This window comes from Actinomyces provencensis (assembly GCF_900155435.1).
Classification (GTDB): Bacteria; Actinomycetota; Actinomycetes; order Actinomycetales; family Actinomycetaceae; genus Pauljensenia; species Pauljensenia provencensis.
In genome coordinates this window covers 2,858,177-2,884,347 of record NZ_LT700212.1, presented here as the reverse complement: position 1 = coordinate 2,884,347, position 26,171 = coordinate 2,858,177, and the positions used below count along the sequence as shown (strand labels likewise).

Below are 26,171 nucleotides of genomic sequence, written 5' to 3'. Positions count from 1 at the left end.
AAGACCCCGGCCCAGAACCGCCATCCCAATCCCGAAAACGACCAGAACCCGCCACCTCAACCCCAGCACCCGCCGGGTGGCACTTGGCCCGAGATACCGGGAGGAGTGGCGCACACGCGCTCACCCCCGTGCGGTCCACACAGTGGTTCGGCCCCGGGGGTCCGGTGATCCGGACCCCCGGGGCCTGCTCGTGGGGAGAGGTCGTGCCCCACCCTCGTCGGTCGGTGGGGCTGCGGGAGACGTGCACCCGACCTCCCCACCGACCGGCTCAGCCGCGTGCCCACCGGGGCGACCCGCCCATCACCCCGGCCCACCCGGGCGCCTCACCCGCCGCCCCGGGCCCACCGCCCCGAACCCGTCCGGCCGACGCACCCGCCTCACCCCGCCGCCGCGCGCCTCCGTGCAGGGGGCCAGTGGAGAGTGCGGCCCAGGGAGGCCAAGACCGACTCGTGCATGGCCTCCGACACCGTCGGGTGTGGGAAGACCACTTCGGCCAGGGACTCCGCGGTGGCCTCCAGGGAGTGGGCGATCCCGAAACCCTGGATCATCTCCGTGACCTCCGGGCCGACCATGTGGGCGCCGAGCAGCTCCCCCGTGGTCGCGTCGAAGACGGTCTTGACGAAGCCCGTGGGCTCGTCCCGGGCCAGGGCCTTCCCGTTGCCGGAGAGGTCGAAGACACCCACCTCCACCCGGTGGCCCCGCTGCCGGGCCTGCGCCTCCGTCAGTCCCAGGCTGGCGACCTGGGGGCGGGAGTAGGTGCAGCCCGGCACGAAGTCACGCTCCAGTGGGCGCACCCCGGGCACACCCACGATGTGGTCGACGCATAGGACGCCCTCGTGGCTGGCCTTGTGCGCCAGGCAGGGGGCACCCGCCACGTCACCGATCGCGTACAGCCCGGCGACACCCGTGCGGCACCACTGGTCGGTCACCACGAACCCGCGATCCAGGGTCACCCCGAGCTCCTCCAGGCCCAGGCCCCCCGAGTTCGGTGCCACGCCCGTGGCCACCAGGACGCGCTCGGAAGCCAGGACCACCTCCTCACCCCCGGGCACCCCGACCACGGTGGTGACCGTGTCGGCGGGGGTGTCGACGTGGACGGAACGCACCGCGACCCCGGTGTGCACCGTGATGCCGCGCCGGGTGAACTCCCGCTCGACGAAGCGCGAGACGTCCTCGTCCTCGACGGGGAGGATGCGCGGGGCGACCTCCAGCAGCGTGACCTGCGTGCCGAGGTCGGCGTACAGGCTGGCGAACTCCACCCCGATGGCGCCGGAGCCGATGACCACCAGCGAGTCCGGGCGTGCATCCGGCCGGAGGGCCTCCGTGGAGGTCCAGACGCGGTCCCCGTCGGGTTCCACCCCGGGGACGGACCGCGGCCGCGCGCCGGTGGCCAGGATGGTGTGGTCGGCGTGCAACTCGCGCACGGACCCGTCCTCCCCGGTCACGGTGACTCGTCCCTTGGCGGGCAGGTGCGCGCTGCCGTGGACCACCTCGATGCCGTTGGCGTCCAGGAGGCCGCCGATGCCCCCCACCAGGCGGGAGACGACTCCGCGGGAGAAGGCCACGAGTGCCCCCATGTCGAGGTCGACGTCGCCCACCGTGAAGCCCACGCGGGAGGCGGTGGCCAGGGTGTGGGCGGTCTCGGCACCGTGCAGCAGTGCCTTGGTGGGGATGCACCCGCGGTTGGCGCAGGCCCCGCCCAGCCGGTCCCTCTCCACGACGGCCACCCGCAGTCCGTGCTGGGCGGCACGGATGGCGGCGACGTAGCCGCCCGGTCCGGCCCCCACCACGACGACGTCGAAGGTGTCGGCGCGCCGCTCGCGGGGCGTCAGTGTCCGCGACGTCGTTGTCCGTGACGTGTCTGCAGCCATGTCCGCCTCACACCAGCATCTGGGTCGGGGACTCGAGGATCGCCCTGAGCTCACCGACGAAGCTCGCGCCCGTCGCACCGTCGATGACACGGTGGTCCCCCGAGAGGGTGACCTCCATGACGGTGCGCACCACGACCGACCCGTCCCCGTCGACCACCGGGCGGGGCAGGCCCGCACCCACCGCGAGGATGGCCGCCTGGGGCGGATTGATGATCGCGTCGAAGCCGGTCACCCCGAACATCCCCAGGTTCGACACGGTGAAGGTGCCACCCTGGAACTCGTCCGGGGTGAGCCTCCCGGCCTTCGCGCGGGTGATGAGCCCGGCCAGGTCGCCCGAGACCTCGGACAGCGAACGGGTGTCCACGGATCGCACGATCGGGGTGATGAGCCCGTCGGGCACCGCCACGGCCACCGCCACGTCGGCGTGGGGGAAGCGCAGGACCGACTGGGAGGCCTCGTCGAACTGGACGTTGACCTCGGGGACCCGCACGAGCGCCAGCCCCGCGGCCTTGACCACCAGGTCGTTGACCGAGATCCTCACCCCCGGCACCGCGGCGTTGATGCTGCGGCGCAGGGCGAGGAGTTCGTCCAGGACGATCTCCTGGCGCACCCGGAAGTGCGGGGAGGTCTGGTAGGAGGCCTGCAGGCGTGACCCGATGGTGCGCCGCATGGGGCTGAAGGGCACCGCCTCGGGGGCGGGTGCCGGTGCGGGTGCGCCGCCGCCCGTCCCGGTCCCCGTCGGGGCGGAGGGTGCCGTCGGGGACAGTGCCGACGAGGGCGGCGCCGCCTCCCCCGGGAGGGGGATCCCGAAGCGGCGCGCGGCCTCCTCGACGTCGAGCCGGCACACCCGGCCCCGCGTGCCCGTGGTGCGGCAGTCGTGGAGGTTGATGCCCAGCTCCCCCGCCAGTCTGCGGGCGACGGGGGTGGCCGGCACGGCCGAGTCGTCCTCGCGGGAACGCGCGGGGCCGTTGCCGCGGCGTGCGGGCTCCCGGTGGGGCATGCGCCCCCCGGCGGCGGTGACCGCCGAGCCGACGTCGGCCAGGCTGATGCGCCCCGCCCGACCCGTGCCGGTGACGGCACCCAGGTCGATACCGTGCTCGTCCGCGAAGGCGCGGGCGTGGGGTGTGGCGAACACGGAGTCGTCCGTGCTCCCGCGCAGGGACTCCGGGACCACCACGCCACCCGTGTCGGTGGGTGCCGGGCCCGCGGTGGCGCAGGTCGCGGAGCCGCCCTCGTCGGTGGCACAGGTGCCCGCGGGGACGGGTGCGGGGGAGGACTGAGCCACCGGGGACGGTGCCTCCCCGGACGCACCCGGTGCCGCGGGGGCGGGGCCCGACTGGGTGTGCTCAGCGATGAAGGCCTCGACCTCGGAGTCGGGGACCGACGGGTCGGCGCTCACCGCGATGAGGGCACCCACCGGCAGGGTGTCCCCGATGCCGACCACGATGCGACGGAGGAACCCGTCGAAGGGGGCCTCCAGCTCGTTGCTGATCTTCGAGGACTCGATGGTGCACAGGGGTGCTCCCTTGGAGAAGGACTCCCCCTCGGCGACCTGCCACTCGCCGACGGTGCCCTCCTCCATCGTCATCCCCCACTTGGGGACCTCGATGGGGTGGATCTCGCTCATCTCATGCCCCCAGGACCTTGCGCACCGCATCCTCGATGCGGGCGTCGGAGGGGACCCATTCCTTCTCCAGGACCGGCGAGAAGGGGACGGGCGTGTGGGGAGGCGTGACCAGCTGGACCGGGGCCTTCAGTGAGTCGAAGGCCTGGGTGGCCGCGAGCGCGACCACGTCGTGGCCGAACCCGCAGCGCGCCGCGGACTCGTCGGCGACGACCAGACGCCCGGTGGAGGCCACCGACTCCAGGATCCCCTCCTCGTCCAGGGGGCTCGTGGTGCGCGGGTCGACGACCTCCACGGAGATCCCCTCCGCCGCGAGCTTGTCGGCCACCCTGTTGGCGGCGTTGACCAGGTTCGACAGGGCCACGATCGTCACGTCACTGCCCTGGCGGGTGTAGTTCGCGACCCCGAGAGGGATCGTGTAGGGCTCGTCGGGGACCTCGCCCTTGACGTCGTAGATCGCCTTGTGCTCGCAGAAGATCACCGGGTCGTCGTCCCGGATGGACTCCAGCAGCAGCCCGCGCGCGTCGTAGGGGTTCGAGGGCGCCACCACCTTCACCCCGGGGGTCGAGGTGAAGATCTGGTAGGGCGAGTTCGAGTGCTGGGCGGCCGCGCCCACACCCGCCCCGATGATGCCGCGCACCACCAGGGGGGTGGTGGCCTTGCCGCCGAACATGTAGCGGAACTTCGCGGCCTGGTTGTAGACCATGTCGTAGGCGACCCCGAAGAAGTCCATGAACATGAGCTCCGCCACCGGTCGCAGGCCGGTGGCCGCCGCCCCGGCCGCCATGCCCAGGATCGCGGACTCGGTGATGGGCGTGTCGATCACCCGGTCGTCACCGAACTCGGTCCACAGGCCCAGGGTGACGCCGAAGACGCCACCGAAGGCCTCCACGGTCGGGTCGGGGTTGGTCCCTCCCTTCCCCCCGCGCAGGTCCTCACCCATGAGGACGACCTTGTCGTCCTCCCGCATTGCGTCTGCCATCCCCATGCGGATGGCCTCGCGATAACTCCTCGACGTCATCGTCGATCCTCCTTCACGTGTGTGGGCTCAGTACGTCTTGTAGACGTCGGTGAGCACCTGGCTGGGGGCGGGCCATTCGGCGGCCCGGGCGTAGGCCACGGCCTCGTCGACCTCGGTGGTGGCGGCCTCGTCGATCGCGTCGAGTTCGGAGGGGTCGATGACACCCTTGGTGTTCTCGCGGAAGATCTTCAGCGGGTCGCGCTCGTCCTTGTAGGTCTGGAGCTGCTCGGGCGTGCGGTACAGGCCCGCGTCGCCCTCGAAGTGTCCGTAGAAGCGGATGGCACTCGCCTCGATGACGGAGGGGCCCCCGCCCTCGCGCGCACGCTGGACGGCCTCCGCCGCAGCCTCGCGGACCGCGAAGTAGTCGGTGCCGTCCACGACCGTGGCCGGCAGGCCGAAGCCCGCCGCACGCCCGGCGACGTCCCCGGAACCCACGGCGAAGGCGGCGCCCGTGGCCTCACCCATGCCGTTGTTCTCGAAGACGAAGACGACGGGCAGCTGCAGCACCACCGCCATGTTGAGCGCCTCGAAGGTGAGGCCCTGGTTGGAGCCGCCGTCCCCGGTGAAGGACACGCCCACCCCGCCGTTGCCCAGTGTCTTCGCGGACAGTCCGGCCCCGATGATCAGGGGTGGGCCGCCGCCGACGATGCCGTTGGCACCCAGCATGCCCACCGACAGGTCGGCGATGTGCATGGATCCGCCCTTGCCGCGGCACAGGCCCTCGTCCTTGCCGAAGATCTCGCACATCATGGGGCGGATCCCGCACCCCTTGGCCAGGCAGTGGCCGTGACCGCGGTGGGTGGAGGCGATGATGTCGGTGGGCCCGAGGTTGTCACAGACGCCCACGGCGATCGCCTCCTCCCCTGCGTAGAGGTGGATGAATCCGGGGATGTCCCCGGTCATGTTCTCGAGGTGGAGGCGGTCCTCGAAGGCGCGGATCTCGCTCATGCGGCGATAGGCGTCCTTGAGCTCCTCCACGGGGAACGCGGCCGCACCCGACTTGCGGGTCGACCGACGCTTGGTCGTCGTACTCATCTCACACGCATCCTCATCGACTCGTGTTGCCGGCGTCGTGCCGGCATCCGACCCCCGTTGGCCGGACCTGACCCCACGGTAGGCACGAAGGTCCCGGGCAGCGTCGCCATCGCCCCCCTGCTTCTCCGCAACCGCGGGATCATGCGGATCCGGGGCACATGCCACGTGGTGCAACGTTGCCCTCCCCAGGGGGAGTGCCCCGCACTAGACTGGAATGATCCGACCGGAGGCAATGGTGCTCAGGGGAGGCAGGGTGCGCGGCTACGAGATGGCGATGGGCCACGGGCTCAGCCCTGAGCGCCAGATGCGTCTGCTCAGCCAGGTCCACGCCGCCTTCCTGGAGGGTCGACGCCCCCCGGCCCAGCCCAGACGCGTCATCCGGGACTCCTGGACACGCGTGCGCCGCAGTGGGCTCAACCCCGTTCGTGGGGGCGTGCCCGTCGACGGCGGGGACATGACCCGGGCCCGGGAGTCCGACCCCGCCCAGCACGGAGGGGCCGCCCTGCTGGCCGTGTCGAAGGTCCTCTCCGCACAACTGGATCCCCTGCTCAGCGACGGTGACCTGCTGCTGGTGCTGGCCGACCGGGACGCGAGGGTCCTGACCCGGGCGGGATCTCGCGGGATCACCCGGGGTGCCGACGAGCTCGGCTTCCGGGCCGGCTGTGAGTGGTCGGAGGCCTCGGTGGGCACCAACGCGATCGGGACCACGCTGGTGACCGGGGCGCCGGTCCACGTCCATGCCGCTGAACACTTCTGCCTCTCCCAGCACACCTGGAGTTGCGCGGCGGCGCCGGTGCGTGACCCCCGCACCGGACAGGTCCTGGGAGCCATCGACCTGTCCTTCCCCGCCCGGGCCGTCCACCCCAGCGTGGTGGCCCTGGCGACGTCCCTGGCCGCGCAGGCCGAACTCATGATGCGGGACGCCCACCGACGCAGCCTCTCACGCCTGCGCGACTCCGTGACCGCAGCACCCGGCGGCGGAACCTGGGCGCTGGTCGATCCCTGGGGGTGGGTGGCCGACTCCGGTGGTGTGGCACTGCCCGACCGTCTGGCCCTGCCCGCCCACCCCGTCGGGACCGCCGTCGTGGAGGGGCTCGGTGCCGTGGAGGCACGCGAAGTGCGCGGCGGGTGGCTCCTGGTGACCCGACCGGGGACCGACGAGGGCGCCGAGGGGATCCGTGTCCGCCTCGAGGGCGCACGTTGCGAGGTCGGGGTGGTCGTGGCCGGACACACCTGGAACCACGTGCTGGTCGGGCGCCGGTCGGCCATCGTCGCCTGCCTGGCCCGCCACCCCGAGGGACTCGGCGCCCTGGAACTGGCCCGGGAGGTCTACGGCGAGGGCGGTTCGGAGGTCACGGTCCGGTCCGAGATCCACAGGATCCGCACGGCGATCCCCGGACTGCTGGACACCCGGCCCTACCGGTTGGCCGCCGGGGTCGAGGTGTCGTGGGACGGGCCCGGCTCTTGACGGTGCCACGACCTGCGCAGCTCACGCAGACCGTCCCGGGAGCGACGGCTACCGGGCCTCATCCGAGGAGTCGGCCGGCACGAGGGGAGTTCACCCGGGGAGCGTGCAGCGTCGCGACGCCCGTGCGAGGGACGTGGAGCGCACCTCATGCAGAGGAACTCGGCCCGGACGGTCTCGTCCCCCCGGAGCGGATGTCCGGGGAGACGAAACCCGGGGATGGTCGGACCGCCTCAGGCCGAGGCGGTCTCACCCGCAGGGAGGAGCCACGCGCGGTCGGGCTCGATTGTGACCCTCACCCTCTGGGACTCGTGCAGCAGATTGTCAGCATCCGGGTCGGGAACGACACACACCATCAGTCCGAACTCGGTCTCGACCTCGTACTCGACCGTCTCCCCGTAGAAGACGCTCGTCACGATCTCCCCGACGGAGCCGGAGAGGCCTCCGGGGGTGTCCCCGATCGGCTGCAGACGGACGGACTCGGGTCGGACCATCAGGACGACCTCCTCCGCCGTCCCCGCCTCCTCGTGGGCCGGCACCGTGACCTCCTGGCCGAGAACCTCGACCAGCTTCCGACCGTCCTCCCGGGACGACAGGACCTTCGTGGCCAGGAAGTTCGCCCGCCCGACGAAATCGGCGACGAACACCGACGCGGGATGACGGTAGATCTCACTGGGTGAGGCCACCTGCTCGATACGACCTGAGTTCATGACGACGATGCGGTCCGACATCGCCATTGCCTCGGACTGGTCGTGCGTGACATAGACGGAGGTGATGCCCAACCGTCGCTGCATGCGTCTGATCTCGAGCCTCATCTTGACGCGCAGTTTCGCGTCCAGGTTCGACAAGGGTTCATCGAAGAGCAGGACCTTGGGGCGAACGACCATGGCCCGGGCCAGTGCCACGCGCTGTTGCTGTCCACCCGAGAGCTGGGCGGGTGCCCGGTCCGCCATCGATGTGAGGTTCATCGAGGCGAGGGCGACATCCACCGCCTCATCCAGCTCCGCACGGGACATCTTCCGGAGTTTGAGGCCATAGGCCACGTTGTCCCGGATACTCAGGTGGGGGAACAGTGCATACGACTGGAACACCATCGACATGGGCCGCTTGTTCGGGGGCACCACCACCATGTTCTCGCCGTCCAGCAGGACCCGGCCGGATGTCGCGTCCTCGAAGCCCGCGATCATGCGCAGCGTGGTCGTTTTCCCGCAACCGGACGGCCCGAGCAGGGTGATGAACTCACCCGGCTCGATCTCGAGGTTCACGGCATCGACAGCAGTGACCTCGGTGGGCCCGTCCCCGAACCTCTTCGTGAGGTCGACCAGACCGAGACGGCCGACCTGGCGGTCCTTCCCGTCCGGACCGGATGACGTGGCCGCTTCCGGCCCGTCGACATCCTGGTCACGCAGTGCATGTGGCATCAGAACCCACCTCCGAGTTGCCGTGCCATGACCGATCGGTCACGCACGAGCAGGTTGAGCAGAAGAATGACGACCATCACGATGACGATGAGGATCGTGCAGTACGCGAACGCGTTGCCGAACCGACCGACGTCGACCTCGGCGAGAATCTGGGCGGTCATGATCTTCACCCCGGGGGTGGTGATGAAGATGATCGGTGACAGGGTCGTCATCGCACGGGCGAAGGCGTATGTGAGACCCGACAGCATCGCGGGTTTGATCAGGGGAAGCGTCACCTTGCCGAAGGTCTGTGTCCCCGTCGCACCCAGGGAGGTCGAGGCCTCCTCGATGGCACCGCTGATCTGTTCCAGGGACGCGACACCCGAGCGGAGTCCGTTGGGCATCGAACGTGCGACATAGACCATCACGATGGCGGCGGCTCCCGAGAAGACGGCGCCACCTCCCGCGAGTGCAGGCATGATCTGGTGTCCGAACACCGTGATCGGATGGTTGAAGGCGATGGCGTAGCCGATGCCGAGAACCGTCCCGGGCACCGTCATGCCGAGCATGCCGACGAAGTCCAGCAACCCGGCGAACCGACGGAGCTTCCTGGAGACGAGCCAGGCCGTGACAATTCCCAGGACACCGGCGATGGGCGTCGAGATGAGTGCCAGGACCGTCGTGTCGACCATGGCTGCCTGACCGAGGCCGAACAGCACGTACTTGTAGTTGTCCAGGGTCAAGGTGTTGTTGACTCCGAGGATCCTGGCGAAGCCCCCCACCAGGACGGTCCCGTAGATGAGGACGATCAGCGCCGCGACGAACCAGGCGACAGCGCAGACGATCCACGATCCCAGTCCCTCGACGGGCTTTGCGCGCCCCGTCGGCTTCCCCGTGACAGTGACGACGGACTTGCGGGACACCCAGTACCGCTGCAGGAGGAACACGAGCAGCGCGGGGACCAACAGGACCAACGAGTACGCCGCACCGGCGTTGATGTTGTAGTCGGCGGTGATGGCGATGTACGCGCGGGACGCCAGGACCGAGAAGTCGCCACCGATGACGAGGGGGTTGGCCAGGTCGGCGATTGCCTCGACGAACAGCAACAGGAAGGAGGCGGCAATCCCGGGCACGAGCATCGGCAGGGTGACCGTGAGGAAGATGCGTCCCTTGGTTGCCCCCAGTGAGGCGGCTGCCTCGTCGAGGGAGGGATCCAGACTCCGCATCATGCCCAGCATGTTCATGTAGGCGACAGGGAAGAAGGAGAGGGTGAGCACCAGGGTCAGACCGGGCAGGCCGTAGATGTTCCAGTCCCTGCCCAGCAGCTGGTGCGTGATCACCCCGTTGCGACCGAAGAGCACGATGGACGACGTCGCCACCGCGAAGGGAGGGGCGACGATGGGCAGGAGCGACAGCAGGTGCAGGACTCTCTTGCCCCTGACCCGTGTGCGCACCTGGACGAACGCCAGCAGGAAACCCACTGCAGTTCCGGTCAGGCCGACGATCAGTCCGAGTGTGAGGGTGTTGACGATGATCTCCCTGCTCGCCACCGTCGAGAAGAGGTTCCGGAACACCTCCAGACCCTCGGAACTGAACCCGGCGCTGAGGATGGACCCGATCGGGTAGATGACGATGAGTCCCAGGACGAGGACGATGACGAGGAGGAGGAGGCGCACTGTCGGGTCCTGACGGACCTTCTGACGACCGTCGGACCGAACCCGACGTGCCCTCCCCCTCCCGATGTCCCCGACAGCTCCCGGTGTCGAGGTCGCGGTGCTCATTCCTTCGGAGCCGTCGCAATCTCGTTGGTGAAGGCGTCGACGAGTTCCTGCTTCTTCTCACCGGCAGCAGTCATGTCCATGTCGATGAGCTTGACCTTGTCGAACGTCACGACGGCAGGATCGGCCGTCGCCTTGGTGTTCACGGGAATCTGGTACGAGCTCGCCGCCGGGTAGAGGTCCTGTGCATCTGCTGAGAGCGCCCAATCCATGAATGCCTTTGCCGCCTCGAGGTTCTTCGAGCCCTTCACGAGGGAGATGGCCCCGACCTCGTAGCCGGTCCCCTCCTCGGGGAAGCTCAGCTCCAGGGGCATTCCTTCCTTCTGGTACTTGACGCAGTCCTGGCTGAAGATGATGCCCGTCGCGATCTCCGAGCGGCCGGCCATCTGTCCTGGTGCGGCACCCGTCTTGGCGTACTGGAGGACGTTGTTGTTGAGCTGCTTCAGGTAGTCGAAGGTCTTCGCCTGGTCCTCACCGTGGAGGACGTACTGCGTCCACAGGAATGTGTAGGCCGTCGAGGACGTCCCCGGGTGGGACACCGCGACCTCCTTCTTGTACTCGGGCTTGAGCAGGTCGTCCCATGACTCCGGCGTGGACAACCCGAGCTCGGCAAGCTTGTCGGTGTTGGAGCAGAACCCGACGATGCCGCCGTAGATCCCGACCCACACACCATTCGGGTCCTTGTAGGCATCGGGGGTGTCAGCTGCAGCGGGGGACACGTACGGCTCGATCACACCGGCCTCGTCACCGGCCTCGTGCTGGTCAGCTCCGGCGCCGTACCAGACGTCGAACTCCGGGTTGTCCTTGGCGGACTGGAGACGGGCGAGCGCCTCACCCCCGGAGAGCCTGACGTAGTCGGTCTTCACCCCTGTCTTGTCCTGGTAGGCCTTCGCCATGTACTGGCACCAGTCCTCCTGGTTCGAGCAGGCCAACGTGAGGGAGCCTCCCCCCGAGCCAGCGGAACCACTCTGGCCGCTCTGTGCTCCGGACGAACAGGCCGAGAGCCCCAAGGTGGTGGCCAGGGTGAGGGCGACAAGGGGAGCGAAGTACTTCGTGGTGCTCATCTGGATTCTCCTTCGAATCGAACAGCGGTGGTCGATGGGTTCATTCCTCATCAGTGCCACAGCAATGGTCGCCCGCCGATCAGCGCCCTCACACACCGATGGGTAACGCTCGGTAACACCTCTGTCACCGATGGGTGCACGGGTGTCCGGGCACCCTCAGCGACCACCCACCGGGGGCATCGTGTACCCGACACCCCTCACCGAGCGGACCAGTACCGGCCCCCGGTCCCCCAACGCCCGCCTCACCCGGTAGGCGGTCGTCTTGATCATGTCCTTGCCGCCCGTCTGGTCGGCGGTGCCCCAGACCTCGTTGAGCAATTGGCGATAGGTGACGTCCTCGCCGAGGTGGCGCATCAGGGTCTCGAGGAAACGCGCCTCGGTGGTCGACATGTCGAGGACCCGACCCTCGAGCAGGACCCGGTGCTCCTGTGCATCGACCACCAACGGGCCGTTGCCCACCATGCCGCTGCGGCGCCCCCGCCACCGTCTCACCAGTCCCTGCGCCCGCAGGGCGAACTCCCGGGGGCTGAAGGGCTTCGTGATGTAGTCGTCCGCCCCGGCCTCCAGTCCCCTCACCCGATCGGCCTCCTCGCCCAGTGCGGTGATGATGATGACCGGGATGTCGGAGGTCGCGCGAATCCTCTCGCACAGCGTCACGCCGGACACCACGGGGATCATCAGGTCGAGGACCACCAGGTCGAAGCCACCGGAGGTGAACTCCTCCCACGCCGCAGCACCGTCGGCGGCCGTCCGGCACTCGAACCCCTGTGTCTCCAGTGCGAAGCGCATGATCATGAGGATCTGCGGCTCGTCGTCGACCACCAGTGCCCGCGGTCGTTGCCCATCCATCAGTCCTGCTCCCCCTTCCCGCCCTCGTCCCCGCTGCCGACTCCCACCGACTCCTGCCCAGGAGCGACACGGTCCGGGCCACTGCCCGCCCCGGGCTGCCATCTCAGGGGGAGGACCAGGTAGACGGTGGTACCGCGTCTGGCGATGGAGTCCACGAGGACACGCCCTCCGTGGAGCTCGACGATCCTCTGGGTGATCATCATGCCCAGACCTGTCCCCGGTCGACGTGATCCGCCGGTCGCGAAGGGCACGAACAGGGAGGCCCTCTCCTCCGGCGTCATCCCCTCACCGTCGTCGGAGACCGCGAGGGTGACGGTCTCCTCGCCGTCCAGGACCGAGACCGTGATGGTGACGCCCTCTCCCGCGTGCCTTGCGGCGTTGTTGATGAGGTTGGTGACCGCCTGGCGCATGAGGGCCGGGTCCACGACGAGGTGGACCGGGGCACCGCGACTGTCCAGGCGGATGGGCGCCTTGTGCACACGCCGCAGGGTCCGCACGCACTCGCGCACGAGCTGGCGGATCTCGACACGCTCGGGGTGCATGTTGAACAACTCGGACTCGATGCGCGCCTCCTCGAGGAGGTCGTTCGCCATCTCGATGACCTGGTGGGAGTTCTCGGCGATGGTGGAGACGAACTCCCGCTGGAGGGCGTTGAGCGGTCCCGGACTCTCCTCCAGGAGGAGTTCGGCGGACCCCTGGACGACCGTCAGCGGGGTGCGGAGTTCATGGGAGAGGACATTGGGCCGGGCGCTGCGCTCCTCGTGGTAGGCGCGCAGGTGGGCGAGGGCGTCCCGGGAGTGCCTGAGGTCCCGCCGCGTGGCGACGAGGGCGGCCACGGCGAGCACGAGGGCGACTGACAGCACGCCCATCGCCACCCACATCCCCGCCTCCTCGCGTGGTCACACCCGGCCATGACGGCCGCGACTGACCCCACTGTAGGCGCCGTGCCGGGGAGGTCTGTGTCCATGTACGGAACAGGGACAACTCCCCATCGAGCGACTACTGCTCTTCCCAGGCTGCGCGCAGTGCGGCCAGGTCGAGCTTGTGCATCGGCAGGAACGCCTGCGTGAGGCGCGCGAGTTGCTCAGGGGATCCCGTCTCCATCATCACGGTCATCTCCGCGGGAGCGATCTGCCAGGAGACCCCGAAGCGGTCCTTGAGCCATCCGCACTGCTCCGCCGCGGGGACCGCGGAGAGCGCCTCCCACAACCGGTCGATCTCGGTCTGGTCCTCACATTCGACCAGCAGGGAGACGCCCTCGTCGAAGGAGAAGGAGTCCTCCAGGGCGCTGTCGGCCGCGGCGAACCACTGCCCGGCCAGGGTGAAGTCGCCGAACATCAGGGTGCCCTCCACCTCCGGCTCGGCACCGGCGGGATACGGCGCGGTCAGTCCGGCGTGGGAGTCCTCGAAGACGGACATCCAGAAGTCCCGGGCGTCGAGCGCCTGACCTGCCCGTTCCCCCGTGAACAGCAGGGAGGGGACGATGACCGGTCGTGGGTCGCCGTCCGGGTCGGTGAGGATCAGCTGCCAGGAGACCCCGAAACGGTCCCGGAGCCATCCGTAGTGGGCGGAGAAGGGGTACTCACCGAGCTCCATGAGCACCTCGCCACCATCGGAGAGGACCTGCCAGAGTCCGTCGAGGTGTGCGCGGGCCCGGGGGTCGCGTGAGGGGTCGAAGTTGACGAAGAACGAGATCGAGGGGTTCGGGCGGAAGTAGGGGCCGCCGTTGATGGCCACGAAGCGGTGGCCGGCCAGCGTGAACAGGAGGTTCAGCGCGTCCCCCGAGGGCGTGTCGGGCAGGACGACGGACGAGTCCACCCGTGACTCCCCCAACGGCGCGAAGGCCCGGACGTACGTCTCCACGGCTTCGCCGGCGTCGTTGTCGAACCAGAGGTGGGGAACGATCTCCTGGACCATGGCGGACTCCCGGTGCGACGGAGGGACAGGGCCCCGGACATGTGCCGGGGATCACAACCCTAGTCCGGGGTCGCGCCCTCGGCGCGAGGTGGCGGAGGTGGCGCCCGCCCACCGGGAGACGGTCCTGACCGCCGGGGGCGGGGACGCACACCCGGGGGCGGGCACGGCGCCCGCCCCCGGTGGGGGTCACGAGCACACGGCCAGGACCGTCCTGCTCGCGTCCTCGAGCCTGTAGGGCCCGTCCTCCTCGGGTGCGGTCACGAGTTCGTCACGGGAGCGCACCATCCGGCGGCGGCCGTCGAGCGAGACCAGCACCGTCCCCTCCGCGTCGATGGGGCGCAACCGGGCCCCCTCCCGGATGAGGACGGGGACCCCCGCATGGACGGGCCGCCCCACCCCGCCCTCGAGGATGCCGCTGGTGGTGACCGTCGTGCGTCCTTCCCGCATCCCCTCGAGGATGGCCTCCTCCGAGCACTCCTCGGCTGCCACCCACGTGGTCGGCAGGCCCGGACGCACAGGCGTCGAGCGGTTGTGGAAGTCGCCTCCCCCCAGCACCACGACGTCCCTCTCCCACCGCAGCATCCAGGCGATCACGGAACGGCCGTGCGGCTCCTGGTACCACGTGCTGTGGCACAGCTCCACGCCCCGGGGCACACGGTCCAACTCGTGGATCCAGGAGCAGTCACCGGAGACCGGGTGGTTGACGGAGAGGATCCCACCCCGACCGGCCACGTCCTCCACCCACTCGCGCGCCGGTCTGCGGAAGTCGATGAACCCGATGCGTCCGAAGGCGTTGGCGTGGCCCATGTGCGTCGTGACCTCCTGGCCGGCGACGAGTGTGATTCCCTGGCGCTCCCCCACGGCGGCGAGGTGTGCGTGGTGACTGGTGGTGTTGTGGTCCGTCACGCACAGGAAGTCGAGTCCCGAACGCACACCCTCGTTGGCGAGCTCCCAGAGGCTCAGCGCCCCGTCGGAGTGGAGCGAGTGGCTGTGCGTGTCGCCCGCGTACCACCGCATGCCCGCAGGTGCGGGCAGGTCCCGGTCGCTCCCGCGGCGCTCCCTGTGAACCGGGTCCTCGACCGGGCCGTGGTCGGGTCGGTCGACCGCAGGGCTGACCACGCGCACCTTCAGGTCGACCCCCGCGGCCGGGACGGTGTGCACGCCGAGGACCACCCACCACCGCCCCGCGTGGACACCCCCGGGGAGGTAACCGGGGGTCGCGTCCTCCTGCGACACCACGAAGGAGCGACGCGCGCCTCCCGACCAGCCCCTCCAGCCGTCGGGGCCCTCGCACCCCAGGTCGATGCACGCGCCCTCGACGTCGTCGACCTCGAGGAACACCTCGAAGGAGGTGTCCCCCTCACGGAGGTCGAAGGGGACGCGCGGATAGCGGTCCGTCGCCTGGGTGGACAGGTCGACGTGCATCTCGGTGACGGTCTGCGTCATGATTCCTCCTCTGGTCCTGCCCGTGTGATGTCAGGTGCCACCAGCGCGTCCCCGGAGCGGAGCGTCACGACCGCCCCGGCGGGCACGGGGTGGTCCCAGAGGTCGACCGGGCCGGTGGCACCCAGTCCCTCCATGTCCGTGGGCGACCACGACCCCACTGCCCTGACGCGCATCGGTTCCGGCTCGCGACCGTAGTTCACGAGACGGGCCTCCAGACCTGTCTCCCCCACCCGTCGAAGGGACTCCAGGGCGACGCGGCCCTCCGTGACCAGTGGACCGGAGGACTGCCCGGGACCCGCTGCCCCAGCGGACGCCGCACTGCCCGCGACCGTGACGGGGTCGAACCGGAAGACGTCGGAGTGCTCCACGACACCGGGTCCCGACCCGTCACCGGCGGAGAGGTCGAGGGCGAAGGAGGCGCGCACGTGGACCCCCACGTACTGGGCCCCCGGGACGGCCAGCTCGGACCCCGCCGGCTCGTCGCGCAGGGGATGGACGTTGACGCTCATGAGCCCCACGGCCCTCAGCACCGTCAGCGCGATGTCGGTCGTGCCCCCACCGGGGCGGTCGACGAGCTCGTACTCCGTGAGCTTGTCGAGGAGGACGCCGGCCGACCCGGCCCGGACGAATCGTGTGGCGGGGAAGGTGGGGAGGGGGAACTCCCCCCACCCGCCCTCGGCACCGCGTCCACGGGTGGTCACCCCGAACTGTCCTGCCGAGGAGGACTCGGCCACCGCCGCCACTCCTGTCGGCACGAGCACCCGCAGCCGGTGGTCGCGCACGGTGTTGACGAGCTCCACCTCCACGCGCAGGAACGGTTCGCCGACGCGGAGCTCGAGGTGGGTGTCCACCTCCTGTTCCACCGTCTCGGAGGAACGCCGTGAGCGATCGGACGGGTCCAGCCCACGGGGCAGCCGGTAGCGCCTGCGGACGCGGATCCGTCCCCGCAGCGGGCCGGACTCCACGATGTCGACGTCGACGGACACCGGTTCCCGGACGGTTCCACCCCCCAGGGGACCGAAGTTGTAGGAGTCCCCCCGGTCCCCCTCGTCGACGAGGCCCAGGGCATCGGTGATGCGCCTGCCGCTGACCGGGTCCTCCACCTCGACGAGACCTGTCGGCCGGACACGGACCGTGACGAGGGAGTTGCCCATCGAGGCGGACGCCCCGTCGACCTCGACCGGTGCTCCCCCCGGCCTGGAGTGGCCGGGGACCAGGGGCACCACGGAGTTCCCGGGCACGTCGGCGCCCACCAGCACCCGGCTCCGGGGCGGGGTGACCGTGAGGACGTGCCACAGGTGGTCCTCGGTCGTCCCCGCCACTCGACGGGAGAGCTCGTCGGAGAACTCCGCGAGGTCGAAGTCCCCGGCGGCGGACTCCGCGACCTCGAAGACGAGCTCGCGACCCTCCCAGCTCCACCCCCTGATCTGTCCCCCGAACAGCTCCTGGCCGTGGATGCGTCTCAGGAGCCTGGGGAGGTCCCGCGAGGTCATCGACTCATCACCGATGACGGTGTCGAGTTCCTCCAGGAGTTGCGTGTCCGCGGGCAGGTCGTCCACGGTCCGCTCGACGACGACCTCGGTCAGGACGGTGCGCCCCCAGCCGGACTGGTTGAAGACGGCGACGGAGCCACGGGGTGCACACGCGGCGAGCCGGGGGAGACAGGTGTCGATGGCACCCCGGGCGGTGTGGGTCGCCACGTGGAGCCTGGACTCGACCTCCTCGGCGGTCTCGTCCACACCGCACCCCGTGACGGAGTCGTGGGCGGTGGACTCGACGACCATCCTCCACCCCCTGCGGAAGAGGGCCGACCGTGACGGGCCCCCCGCCCACGCGTCGAGTCGTTCCGCCGTGGTGAGGGCCCGTTCCGCGGCAGCCATCGCGGCCTTGATGTTCGTCCGGACGGAGAAGACCCCGGGGAGGATGTTGCCGCGGGCGTGGGAGCGCAGCTCACCGCGCACGAGGGGCAGTGCCCCGAGGGCCTCCGGGGTGTGGTCCCTGGAGTCGATGACCTCCCCGACCGTCGCGATGCGCAGGGCGAGCCCGGGCGAGACCTCGTGGACGCCCTCGACCACCTCGACGAGGTCCTGCCGCGGCAGCATGTGGTCGGTGCCGAACATGCCCGCGGCAGGCTCCCCCCGGAACCATGCGGCATTGGTGCGCAGGTACTCGCCGATGAGTTCCGGTGCCCTGTCCAGGGGGTCGAAGAGCTTCAGCGCGCTCCCGTAGCCGTCCCACAGGTACTCGACCCTGACGCGTTCCCCGTCGAGTGCCTCCCACTCGAAGGCGTGCTCGCGCACGGAGTCGGGGACACCCCGCCACAGCGCGGCGTCCGCGATCCCGAACCCGCGCAGGATCTGCGGCATCTGTGCCGCGTGCCCGAACATGTCCGGCAGGTATCCCACGCGCATCTCGGTGCCCACCCGCCGGGCGGCCTCGATCCCGAGCTCGAGGTTGCGCACGATGGTCTCCCCGTCGCAGCAGAACTCGTCGAGGAGGATCAGGAAGGGACCCACCGCCAACTGGCCACGTTCCACCGCCGAGCGCAGCCGACCGGCCGCCTCGGGGCGGATCTCCAGGTAGTCCTCGAAGGCCGCGCTCTGTCCGTCCAGGGTGAACCGGTAGTCGGGTTCGGACTCCAGGAGGTCCAGGAGCGCATCCACCATGACCACCAGGCGTGCCCGGAAGACGTCATGGGGTTCGTACCACTCCCGGTCCCAGTGGGTGTGGGGGACGACCCACATCGCCGGGGGGGCCGCCGCACCCGGAGCGGACGACCCGGGCTCGGAGGCACCGTTCACCGCTCGCCACCACCGATCCTGGTCCCGTTCCCCGCGTCGAAGAGGAGCGTCTTCGACACGGGCATGGTGAACCAGCACTGCTGACCGACCTCGGGGAGCGGGTCCTCGGCGACCACGGCCTGCAGACGCGCCCCACCGACACGGGCGGTCAGGAGGACGCTGGCCCCGAGGTTCTCCACCGTGGCGACCTCCGAGCCGATGGCCCCGTCCACGGCCTGCGCGGACCACCCCACGTACTCCGGTCGCACACCCCACACGACCTCGAGGCCGTCCTCGACCCCCTCCAGGACGCCGGCACGGACGGGAAGCTCCGTGCCGTCGGCGGTGCGCACCGCGCCGCCCGAGACGCGGGCATCGACGAGGTTCATCGGGTGGGAACCGATGAAGGAGGCGACGAAGGTGTTGATCGGATCGTGGAAGACCTCCCGCGGGGTGCCGATCTGCTGGATCCGCCCCTCCTTCATGACCGCGATCCTGTCGGCCAGGGCCAGTGCCTCCGACTGGTCGTGGGTGACGAACACCGAGGTCACGCCCAGCTCCTGTTGGAGCTCCTTGAGGAATGACCGTGCCTCGAGACGCAGGCGGGCATCGAGGTTGGAGAGGGGTTCGTCCAGGAGCAGGACCCTCGGTCTGGTGGCGATCGCCCTGGCGAGGGCCACCCGTTGCTGCTGGCCACCGGAGAGCTGACCGGGGCGGCGCTCCAGCAGTGCACCCAGTGAGAGCTTCGCGGCCGTGTCGGCGGCGACGGCGCGACGGTCCTCCTTGGGGACCTTGCGCACGCGCAGGGGGTAGGCGATGTTGTCGCTGACGTCCATGTGCGGGAAGAGCGCGTAGTCCTGGAAGACCATCGCGACCCCGCGGTCGCCGGGTTCGCGGTCCGTCATGTCCTCGTCCCCGATGAGGAGCTGTCCCTCGGTGATGGACTCGAGCCCGGCGATCGAGCGCAGCAGGGTCGTCTTGCCGCACCCGGAGGGGCCCAGCAGGGCGAAGAACTCCCCGTCGTCGATCTGCAGGTCCACCCCGTCGACGCCCCGTACCCCGTTCGGGTACTGCTTCACCAGGGATGTGGCGGTGATGGTAGCGGTCATGACTTGATCCCCCCGTAGAAGCGGAAGCCGAACTTCCTGTTGACGAAGAAGTAGATGAGGATGACGGGCAGCGCGAAGACGAGGGAGAAGGCGGAGATCAGACGGAGGTCTGCCTGTCCCGATTCCGTGTAGAAGGTGTACATGAGCACCGCCGCCGGTTGCCGGTCGGGATCGCGCAGGAGGAGGTAGGGCACCAGGAAGTTGCCCCACACCTGCACGATGGTCCAGATCGCGACGAATGCGATCCCCGGTCTGGCCACCGGCACGACGACATCGCGCAGGATCCGGAACGGACCGGCCCCGTAGAGGCGCGCCGACTCCTCGTAGGACTTCGGGACGGAGTCCATGAAGTCCTTGAGGATGAAGACGACCGTGGGGAGCAGCCCTCCCGACAGGACGAGCATCACGCCGGTCTGCGTGTTGATGAGCCCCACCGCGTTCATGAGCTGGAAGGTGGGGACCATCGCGGCGGTGCCGGTGACGATCGAGGAGAGGAGGAGCAGCCCGTAGAGCAGGGAGTCCCTCCCGGGGATCCGCACCCTGGACAGCGCGTAGCTGGCGAGGGTGCCGAACACCACCGTGACGGCCATCGTCCCGGCGGCGATCAGCAGGGAGTTGCCGATGGAGCGCAGCGCGTAGGGATTGTCCACCAGCCTCTGGAAGTTGCCGAACGTCCAGTCCGGCCATTTGACCGCCATGGTCGGGTTCGCGTCGAAGGGCGCCACGAAGAGCCAGACGAGGGGCAGTGCGAAGAACACCCCGATGAGGGTGAGGCCTGCGACGAAGAGGATCCTTCCCAGCACCTTCCGGAACTGCCTCGCCAGGCCCGTCCTCCGGGGGGTCTCGATCCCGGGCCGTGTGCTCATGACCTGCTCCTTCCCACCCGCATGTAGAACAGCGCGATGACGAGGTTGATCAGCAGCATGATCATCGACAGTGCTGCGCCCAGGCCGAGCTGACCGCCCGGGATCGCCGTCTGGTAGATGTAGACCGACAGGATCGACGTCTTCCCGTTCGGCCCGCCCGCGGTGAGCAGGTAGGGCGTGAAGGTGTTGAAGGTCCACAGCGTGATCATCAGTGTGTTGGTGAGGATGTGACCCCTGATCGTCGGGATGACGACGTCACGGAGCTGCTGGAACCCGGACGCCCCGGCCATCTGGGCGCTCTCGAGTTGCGAGGGCGGCACGGCGGAGAGGGCCGAGGAGAAGAGCTGCATCGAGAACGCGGTGCCGATCCAGATGTTGAACACGATGATGACGAGCATCGGGTGCTCGATGAGCCAGGCCTTGTTGGGGGTGTTGAGGATCTCGTTGAGCGTGCCCCCGCGTCGGTCCAGGAGCGCGATCCACAGGAAGGCGTGGACGCTGCCCGGGATGACCCAGGCTGCCAGCACGATCGACTCCAGGAGCGTGCGCGCCCATCCGGCGATCCGCCTGGTGCTCCACGCGAGGATGAACCCCAGCACGGACTGACCGATGACGCCCGAGAAGAGGACGAAGACCACCGTGAGGCGCAGCGAGTTCCAGAAGGATGGGTCCTTCAGGGCTCCGATGTAGTTGTCGAACCACACGAAGCTCGTGTCGGCCGCCGCCAGACCGGTCAGACGGAAGTCCGTCAGACCCAGGTAGATGGTCCATATGGCGGGGAAGAGCAGGAAGAACCCGATGATGACGAGGGCGGGGACGACGAAGAGTCCGGCACGTGTCATGCCGAGCCCGGCGACGTCCTCCGCACGGTGCCGGGAGCGCGTGCGCGTCCCCGGCACCGTGGTCTGCTGAGGCGTACTCACGGATGCGCTCAGTTCCCCGCGATGTTGTCCGCGCCGACGATCCCGCCGAGCGTCGAGACGTAGCTCGAGATCGCGTCGTCCACCGAGGTCCCGGTGACGACGTCGAGGCTCAACTGCTGCAGGGCCGAGGAGACCTCCGGGTACTCCGCGAGGCCCGGACGGTACGCCGTGATCGGCAGGACCTCCTTGCTGACGAACGTCAGCATCGGATCCGAGGCCAGCAGCTTCTCGTTGACGTCGTCGCGCGGGGAGATCGACAGGGTCCCGGCCGCGCGGGCCTCGAACGCCTCCGGGGAGTTCATGAAGGTGAGGAGGTCCCACGCCAGTTCGGGGTTGGCGCTGTTGGGGTTGAGGACCCGCCCGGTGCCTCCCGACATGGACACGAAGTCCTGACCGTTCAGGCCCTTCCCGGCCGAGACGGCCGGGATCTTGGCGTAGCCGACGACCTCGTCGCGGTCCGCCATCGGGGCGGTTCCCACGCCCTCCGCCGGGTTGATCACGGAGCGCCAGAAGTAGTCGCCCTCGAGGAGGATCCCGATCTGCCCGTCGGCAAACTCCTGGAAGGAGGTGTCACGGCCGGAGGCCTCCTGCTGGAGGACCGCGTCGCCCAGGTCCTCGTCCACGTAGATCGTCTTGTAGAGGGAGAGGACCTCGCGGAGCCCCTCGGTGTCACCGGCCCACTTGCCGTCCGACCAGAGCTGCTGCCCCGTGCCCGCCAGGAGCGGGAGGATGCCCTGCATCGTCGTGGCCTCCCCCATCGCGGTACCCGCGTTGAGCTGGAGCGGGACGACCCCGTCGAGCTTCTTCAGTGCCCGGGCGGCCGTGAGGATGTCGTCCCATGACGTGGGCTGCCAATCGGTGGAGAGACCGGCTTCCTGGAACAGCTTCTTGTTGTAGTAGAGCACCCTGCCGTCCGTGCCCTGCGAGATGCCGTAGCGCTTGCCCTCGAAGGAGATCGAGTCCTGGACGGCCTGGGGGATCTGGTCCCATCCGTCCCATGAGTTCACCGCGTCACCGGCGACCTCGTCGAGGGGCTTGATGTAGCCGGCCTGGGCGAACTCACCGATCCAGATGCCGTCCAGCCCGAGGATGTCGGCACCCTTGCCGGACTTGAGGTCCAGGGCGACCTTGGTCTTGTAGTCCTCGTCATCGACGCCCTGGGGCTCGAACTTGACGGTGACCTCCTTGCCCGCGGCCTTCTGGGCCTCCTCGAACTTGGGGATGACCCAATTGGTGATCCAGTCGGCCTCCGCGGCGTTCTTGCCCCCGGAGATGGCGTTGGTGGTGATGGTGAGCACCGTGGCACCACCCTGGCCTCCCGAGGCCGCACCGCTCTGGCCACCGGAGGAGCATGCCGTCAGGGTCAGCGCGGTTGCGGTGCCCACGGCGAGGGCCGCACAGGCCCACGACGCCTTCTTCGACTTCATCGTCGTTCCCTTCTCGTCCCCGGTGACACGGCACCGGTTCCCGGATGTCGGGCGGGGCCGGTCAGCCCCGCCCCTGTCTTCCAACTTCGCCCTGGGGATCGATCGTGATCCCGTCTGACTCCGCGCAGGCCCTCCACAGCGCCTGTGCGGTGATGAGGTCCTCGCGCGCCTGCACGGGACCGGAACCGGAGGGGTCCGACCCCCGTCCGAGATCGGCGAGCATGCGGAGCTCCTGCTCGAATGCCTCCTCCTGGGGCCACGTGGTGCAGGTCTCGGCGGCGCCCAGCGGTCCTGAGGCCTCCCTGACGCGCAGCTCGGTGGGGGCATTGAGGATGTAGGGGGTGCGGAACAGGAGTTCCAGCGTCCCCTTCTCGTGGTGGATGGTGACGGTCTCGCGGTACTCGGGACAATCCGCGATGAAGTGCCACCCCATCGTCCAGACACCGTCGCCCACCGTCGTCCCGACCACGGTCAGGGAACCGGGGAAGCCGGGACCCGTGCGCCTGGCGGTGTCGACCCGCACGAGGGGGACTCCGAGCGCCCGCGTGAGGGAGATGTCGTGGATCACCGATCCGAGGACGACATTGGTGTAGAGGGCGCGCATCGTCGGGTCAGCAGTGCCGAGCGTGCGGTCCAGCAGCAGGTCCATCGAGCGCCTCGAACGGGCGGCGACCACGGGAGGGATGTCGTCGGTGGGCGGCTGGAGGTGGGCGAAGGAGAGCTGACGGGCATCGGCGGGGTGGAGGACCTCCACCCGTACGGCACGCACGTCCAGGTCCCTGGCCAGTTCCGCGGCGCGGCGGACTGCCGGGTCGTACTCCTTCATGTAGCCGACACGCACCCAGTGGGAGGGATCCCGGGAACCGGCCCTGATCCTCTCCTCGAGGCCGTCGAGCTCCTCCAGGGAGTAGGCGAGGGGCTTCTCGACCAGGACCCTGATCCCTGCCGCGACCAGGGCGGCGGCATCCTCGACGTGGCTGCCCGTGGAGGCGAGGACCGCGACGTCGACCGGGGCGGTTCCCGCCTCCACCGCCTCGACCAGGGCGGGTACCGAGGAGAAGCGCCGGGCCTCGGGCACGCAGTTCAGTCCGCCGACCGTCGCCAGCCGGGACGGGGAGACGTCGACGACTGCGGTGAGGTCGAAGGTCTCCCGGTTGCGTCGGACCAGGGGGAGGTGGACCGTCTGGGCGATCGTGCCGAGTCCGATGACCGCGATCCCCAGCCCCGTCACGGGACCCACCTCCGGAGGCGGTCACGGTTCCTGCGTTGGTCCTCGACCGCGCGGCGCACGTCCGCGACGTCCATCAGCACGACGTCCTGCTCGACGACGACCCATCCGTCGTACCCCGACTCCACGAGCCGGTCCATGAAACCGGGCACGTCCACGTCTCCCTCGCCCAGGGCGACGAAGACGCGCCTCTCCCAGATGTCGCGCACGGGGTCGTCGGACCCCCTCCCCGCCACCATGACCTCCCGGTCGACGTCCTTGAGGTGGACGTGGTTCACACGGTCGTGCCACCGCTCCAGCGCCTCGAGGGGGTCGCCACCCCCGAGGACGAGATGACCGGTGTCGAGCGTGAGGTCGATCGTGGTGTCCTCGAGCAGTCGGTCGATCTCCACGGGCGTCTCCACGTGGGTGACGGCGTGGTGGTGGAAGGTGGGCTCGAGCCCGAGGTCACGGACCTCCCCGGCGACCCTCTCGACCCGCCGCGCGAAGGTGTCCCACCGTTCGCGGTCGAGGGAGAGGCCCGGACCTCCCCCCGGGTGACGCCTGCGCTCCTCGGAACCGGAGTCGGCGATCGTCGGGAGGGGGGCTGGTCCGTCCTGACGGGAGGCGACCGTCGCGAAGTCGTCCAGCACGGCACGGGCCTGCGTCAGGGCTGCGTCGAAGTCCCGATCGGACCCCGCGAACGGGAAGTCCAGCCACCCCCCGCACAGGCGCAGTCCGTGCCGCTCAAGGTTCTCCACGAGGGCGGTCCCGGTGCCGAGGAGTCCGTGGGGTCCCAGGTCGACACCCTCGTACCCTGCGCCCTGCACCAGGTCCAGCAACTCCTCCCCGCCGGGCAGCGGGACGCGGTCGGGACGTGAGAGGGCGAAGACTCCGTAGGAGACGGGCGCGTTCGCGGACAGGATCAAGATCGGGCACCTCCACATCGAGGACCTGAGGCGGGCAACGGGACCCCGGGGCCACCACTCATTTAAATCCTAAGCTCGGATTTATTGTGGTCAAGATCTCCCACCGTTCGATACCGAACCGTGACCTAGGAACCGCTGCCGCCCACCACCGGGGAGGCCCTGCGCGGCGCACGTGGAACGTACCGCTGGTCGAGGACCACCGATGCCGCACCGATCGCACCCACGTCCGCCCCCATGGCCGTGGAGAACACGCGCACCGGGTGGGGCCCCCGTGCCGAGGGCGCGGCCAGCGTCGAGATCGCGACCGGCTCGTACCACGGGCGCACGAGCTCCCAGTAGGGACCACCGAACACCGCCATGTCCGCATCGACGATCTCGGTCGCCATCAGCACCATCTCGGCGATGCGCACGGCGGCCTGCTGGAGGAGGTCGGCGGCGTCACCACCGTCCCGCGCCGCGATGGCGCACAGCCGTCGGAAGTCGCGGTCCACCCCACGACGGTCCCGCGGACCCGGCGCCGGCTCGTCCAGGATCCCCGACTCGTGGGCCTTCGCGACGACGGCAGCGGGATCGTTGTCGATGCCACCGGCACGCCGGTCGTCACGGGCCCCCACCGCCACCAGCATCGCGCCGACCTCGCCCGCGTTCCCCGAGAACCCCCTCACGGGTTCCCCGTTGAGGGAGAGCCCCACACCCGTGCCCGCACCGAGGTAGACGAAGACCATGGTGGCGTCCAGCGACTCCCCGCCCCGGACCCAGTTCTCACCGATGACGGCGGCGAGGGTGTCCTTGACGACCGGCACGGGGAACCCGAGGTGGGTCCCCAGGGCCCTCCCGACGGGGAAACCGGTCCAGGCGGGCATCCAGACCGAGTGCCAGGGCGCCTGGGTGACGGGGTCGATCGGGCCCGGGGAGGCGACGCAGGCACCGACCACCCGACCGCGGTCCACCCCGGCGCCCCGCACCAGCCTCGTGGCACCCTGCGCAAGGTCCTCGACCGTGCGCCCGGGGTGGTCCAGGTCGACCTCGTCCTGCGAGGAGGAGGCCACCACCGTCCCCTTCATGTCGAGGAGCACCGTCGTCACCAGTGCCGGGTCGATGTGGAAGCCGATGGCATAACGTGCGGATGCCACGAGGTCGATGATGACGCGGGGACGTCCGCGCCCGACCGACTCGGTCGTCAACTCCCTGACCAGACCGCGCACGGCGAGACCACGGAGAATGGCCGACACCGTCTGCACCGAGAGACCCGACATCTCCGCGATGGGCCCCTGGCTGGAGGGACCGAGTCGACGCAGGGAGTGGATCACCACGTTCTCGTTGTACTTCGCAACCCTGCTGAGACTTGATCCAGCGCGCACCGGTCCACCTCCCTGTCGCCACCCCGAACCTGCGGCGGATCACCGACGAGGTCACCACCACTGGTGACATCATGGGCTGGATCGCGCAGCGCCGCGCGG

At 69.6% G+C, this 26,171-nt stretch carries 20 protein-coding genes; 1 reads left to right on the top strand and 19 read right to left on the bottom strand.

The window, feature by feature from the left end:
• Positions 1-377: 377 nt before the first annotated feature.
• The 4 genes from lpdA to BQ9890_RS12550 are packed head-to-tail and all read right to left on the bottom strand — an operon-like array spanning position 378 to position 5,551.
• Positions 378-1,871 carry a dihydrolipoyl dehydrogenase gene (lpdA, locus tag BQ9890_RS12565; RefSeq protein ID WP_078062447.1) on the bottom strand — a complete coding sequence of 498 codons (1,494 nt, stop codon included), beginning with the start codon at positions 1,869-1,871 and terminating at the stop codon, positions 378-380.
• A 7-nt stretch (positions 1,872-1,878) separates the two neighbouring features.
• Positions 1,879-3,498, bottom strand: coding sequence for a 2-oxo acid dehydrogenase subunit E2 (locus tag BQ9890_RS12560; RefSeq protein WP_075891948.1), 1,620 nt, complete (start codon positions 3,496-3,498; stop codon positions 1,879-1,881).
• A gap of 1 nt (position 3,499) precedes the next feature.
• Entirely contained in the window at positions 3,500-4,516 is a 1,017-nt protein-coding gene (locus BQ9890_RS12555) for an alpha-ketoacid dehydrogenase subunit beta (protein WP_075891946.1), read from the bottom strand.
• A 27-nt stretch (positions 4,517-4,543) separates the two neighbouring features.
• Positions 4,544-5,551, bottom strand: a complete 1,008-nt coding sequence (locus tag BQ9890_RS12550) for a thiamine pyrophosphate-dependent dehydrogenase E1 component subunit alpha (RefSeq protein ID WP_075891944.1) — start codon at positions 5,549-5,551, stop codon at positions 4,544-4,546.
• 214 nt (positions 5,552-5,765) lie between these two features.
• Between BQ9890_RS12550 and BQ9890_RS12545 the strand changes: the two genes are divergently transcribed.
• Positions 5,766-7,019, top strand: coding sequence for a GAF domain-containing protein (locus BQ9890_RS12545; protein WP_078062446.1), 1,254 nt, complete (start codon positions 5,766-5,768; stop codon positions 7,017-7,019).
• A 230-nt stretch (positions 7,020-7,249) separates the two neighbouring features.
• Here BQ9890_RS12545 and BQ9890_RS12540 read toward each other — a convergent pair whose 3' ends face one another.
• The 15 genes from BQ9890_RS12540 to BQ9890_RS12470 form a co-directional block, all read right to left on the bottom strand.
• Positions 7,250-8,437, bottom strand: coding sequence for an ABC transporter ATP-binding protein (locus BQ9890_RS12540; protein WP_078062445.1), 1,188 nt, complete (start codon positions 8,435-8,437; stop codon positions 7,250-7,252).
• Entirely contained in the window at positions 8,437-10,197 is a 1,761-nt protein-coding gene (locus BQ9890_RS12535) for an ABC transporter permease (RefSeq protein ID WP_078062444.1), read from the bottom strand. The genes BQ9890_RS12540 and BQ9890_RS12535 overlap by 1 nt, the downstream gene beginning before the upstream one ends.
• Positions 10,194-11,258: an ABC transporter substrate-binding protein gene (locus tag BQ9890_RS12530; protein ID WP_075891940.1), complete on the bottom strand. Its 1,065-nt coding sequence runs from the start codon at positions 11,256-11,258 to the stop codon at positions 10,194-10,196. The genes BQ9890_RS12535 and BQ9890_RS12530 overlap by 4 nt, the downstream gene beginning before the upstream one ends.
• A gap of 156 nt (positions 11,259-11,414) precedes the next feature.
• Positions 11,415-12,107 (bottom strand): response regulator transcription factor, encoded by a 693-nt coding sequence (locus BQ9890_RS12525; protein WP_075891938.1) that lies wholly within the window; start codon positions 12,105-12,107, stop codon positions 11,415-11,417.
• Positions 12,107-12,988, bottom strand: a complete 882-nt coding sequence (locus tag BQ9890_RS12520; RefSeq protein ID WP_143226347.1) for a sensor histidine kinase — start codon at positions 12,986-12,988, stop codon at positions 12,107-12,109. The genes BQ9890_RS12525 and BQ9890_RS12520 overlap by 1 nt, the downstream gene beginning before the upstream one ends.
• A gap of 118 nt (positions 12,989-13,106) precedes the next feature.
• Positions 13,107-14,024, bottom strand: a complete 918-nt coding sequence (locus BQ9890_RS12515; protein WP_075891936.1) for a VOC family protein — start codon at positions 14,022-14,024, stop codon at positions 13,107-13,109.
• 186 nt (positions 14,025-14,210) lie between these two features.
• Entirely contained in the window at positions 14,211-15,470 is a 1,260-nt protein-coding gene (locus BQ9890_RS15700; protein WP_078062443.1) for a CehA/McbA family metallohydrolase, read from the bottom strand.
• Entirely contained in the window at positions 15,467-18,271 is a 2,805-nt protein-coding gene (locus BQ9890_RS12505) for a glycoside hydrolase family 38 N-terminal domain-containing protein (RefSeq protein WP_075891934.1), read from the bottom strand. The genes BQ9890_RS15700 and BQ9890_RS12505 overlap by 4 nt, the downstream gene beginning before the upstream one ends.
• Positions 18,268-19,359, bottom strand: a complete 1,092-nt coding sequence (locus BQ9890_RS12500) for an ABC transporter ATP-binding protein (RefSeq protein WP_075891932.1) — start codon at positions 19,357-19,359, stop codon at positions 18,268-18,270. Before BQ9890_RS12500 ends, BQ9890_RS12505 begins: the two co-directional genes overlap by 4 nt.
• On the bottom strand, positions 19,356-20,225 hold the full coding sequence (locus BQ9890_RS12495; protein WP_078062442.1) for a carbohydrate ABC transporter permease: 870 nt from the start codon (positions 20,223-20,225) through the stop codon (positions 19,356-19,358). The genes BQ9890_RS12500 and BQ9890_RS12495 overlap by 4 nt, the downstream gene beginning before the upstream one ends.
• Complete coding sequence (locus BQ9890_RS12490; RefSeq protein WP_197067831.1) at positions 20,222-21,148, bottom strand: carbohydrate ABC transporter permease; 927 nt, start codon at positions 21,146-21,148, stop codon at positions 20,222-20,224. Before BQ9890_RS12490 ends, BQ9890_RS12495 begins: the two co-directional genes overlap by 4 nt.
• Positions 21,149-21,156: 8 nt before the next feature.
• On the bottom strand, positions 21,157-22,575 hold the full coding sequence (locus tag BQ9890_RS12485; protein WP_052450461.1) for an extracellular solute-binding protein: 1,419 nt from the start codon (positions 22,573-22,575) through the stop codon (positions 21,157-21,159).
• 61 nt (positions 22,576-22,636) lie between these two features.
• Positions 22,637-23,806, bottom strand: coding sequence for a Gfo/Idh/MocA family protein (locus BQ9890_RS12480; RefSeq protein ID WP_195907677.1), 1,170 nt, complete (start codon positions 23,804-23,806; stop codon positions 22,637-22,639).
• Complete coding sequence (locus BQ9890_RS12475; RefSeq protein ID WP_230297942.1) at positions 23,803-24,711, bottom strand: TIM barrel protein; 909 nt, start codon at positions 24,709-24,711, stop codon at positions 23,803-23,805. Before BQ9890_RS12475 ends, BQ9890_RS12480 begins: the two co-directional genes overlap by 4 nt.
• Positions 24,712-24,836: 125 nt before the next feature.
• Complete coding sequence (locus tag BQ9890_RS12470) at positions 24,837-26,072, bottom strand: ROK family transcriptional regulator (RefSeq protein WP_143226346.1); 1,236 nt, start codon at positions 26,070-26,072, stop codon at positions 24,837-24,839.
• Between the last annotated feature and the right edge of the window lie 99 nt (positions 26,073-26,171).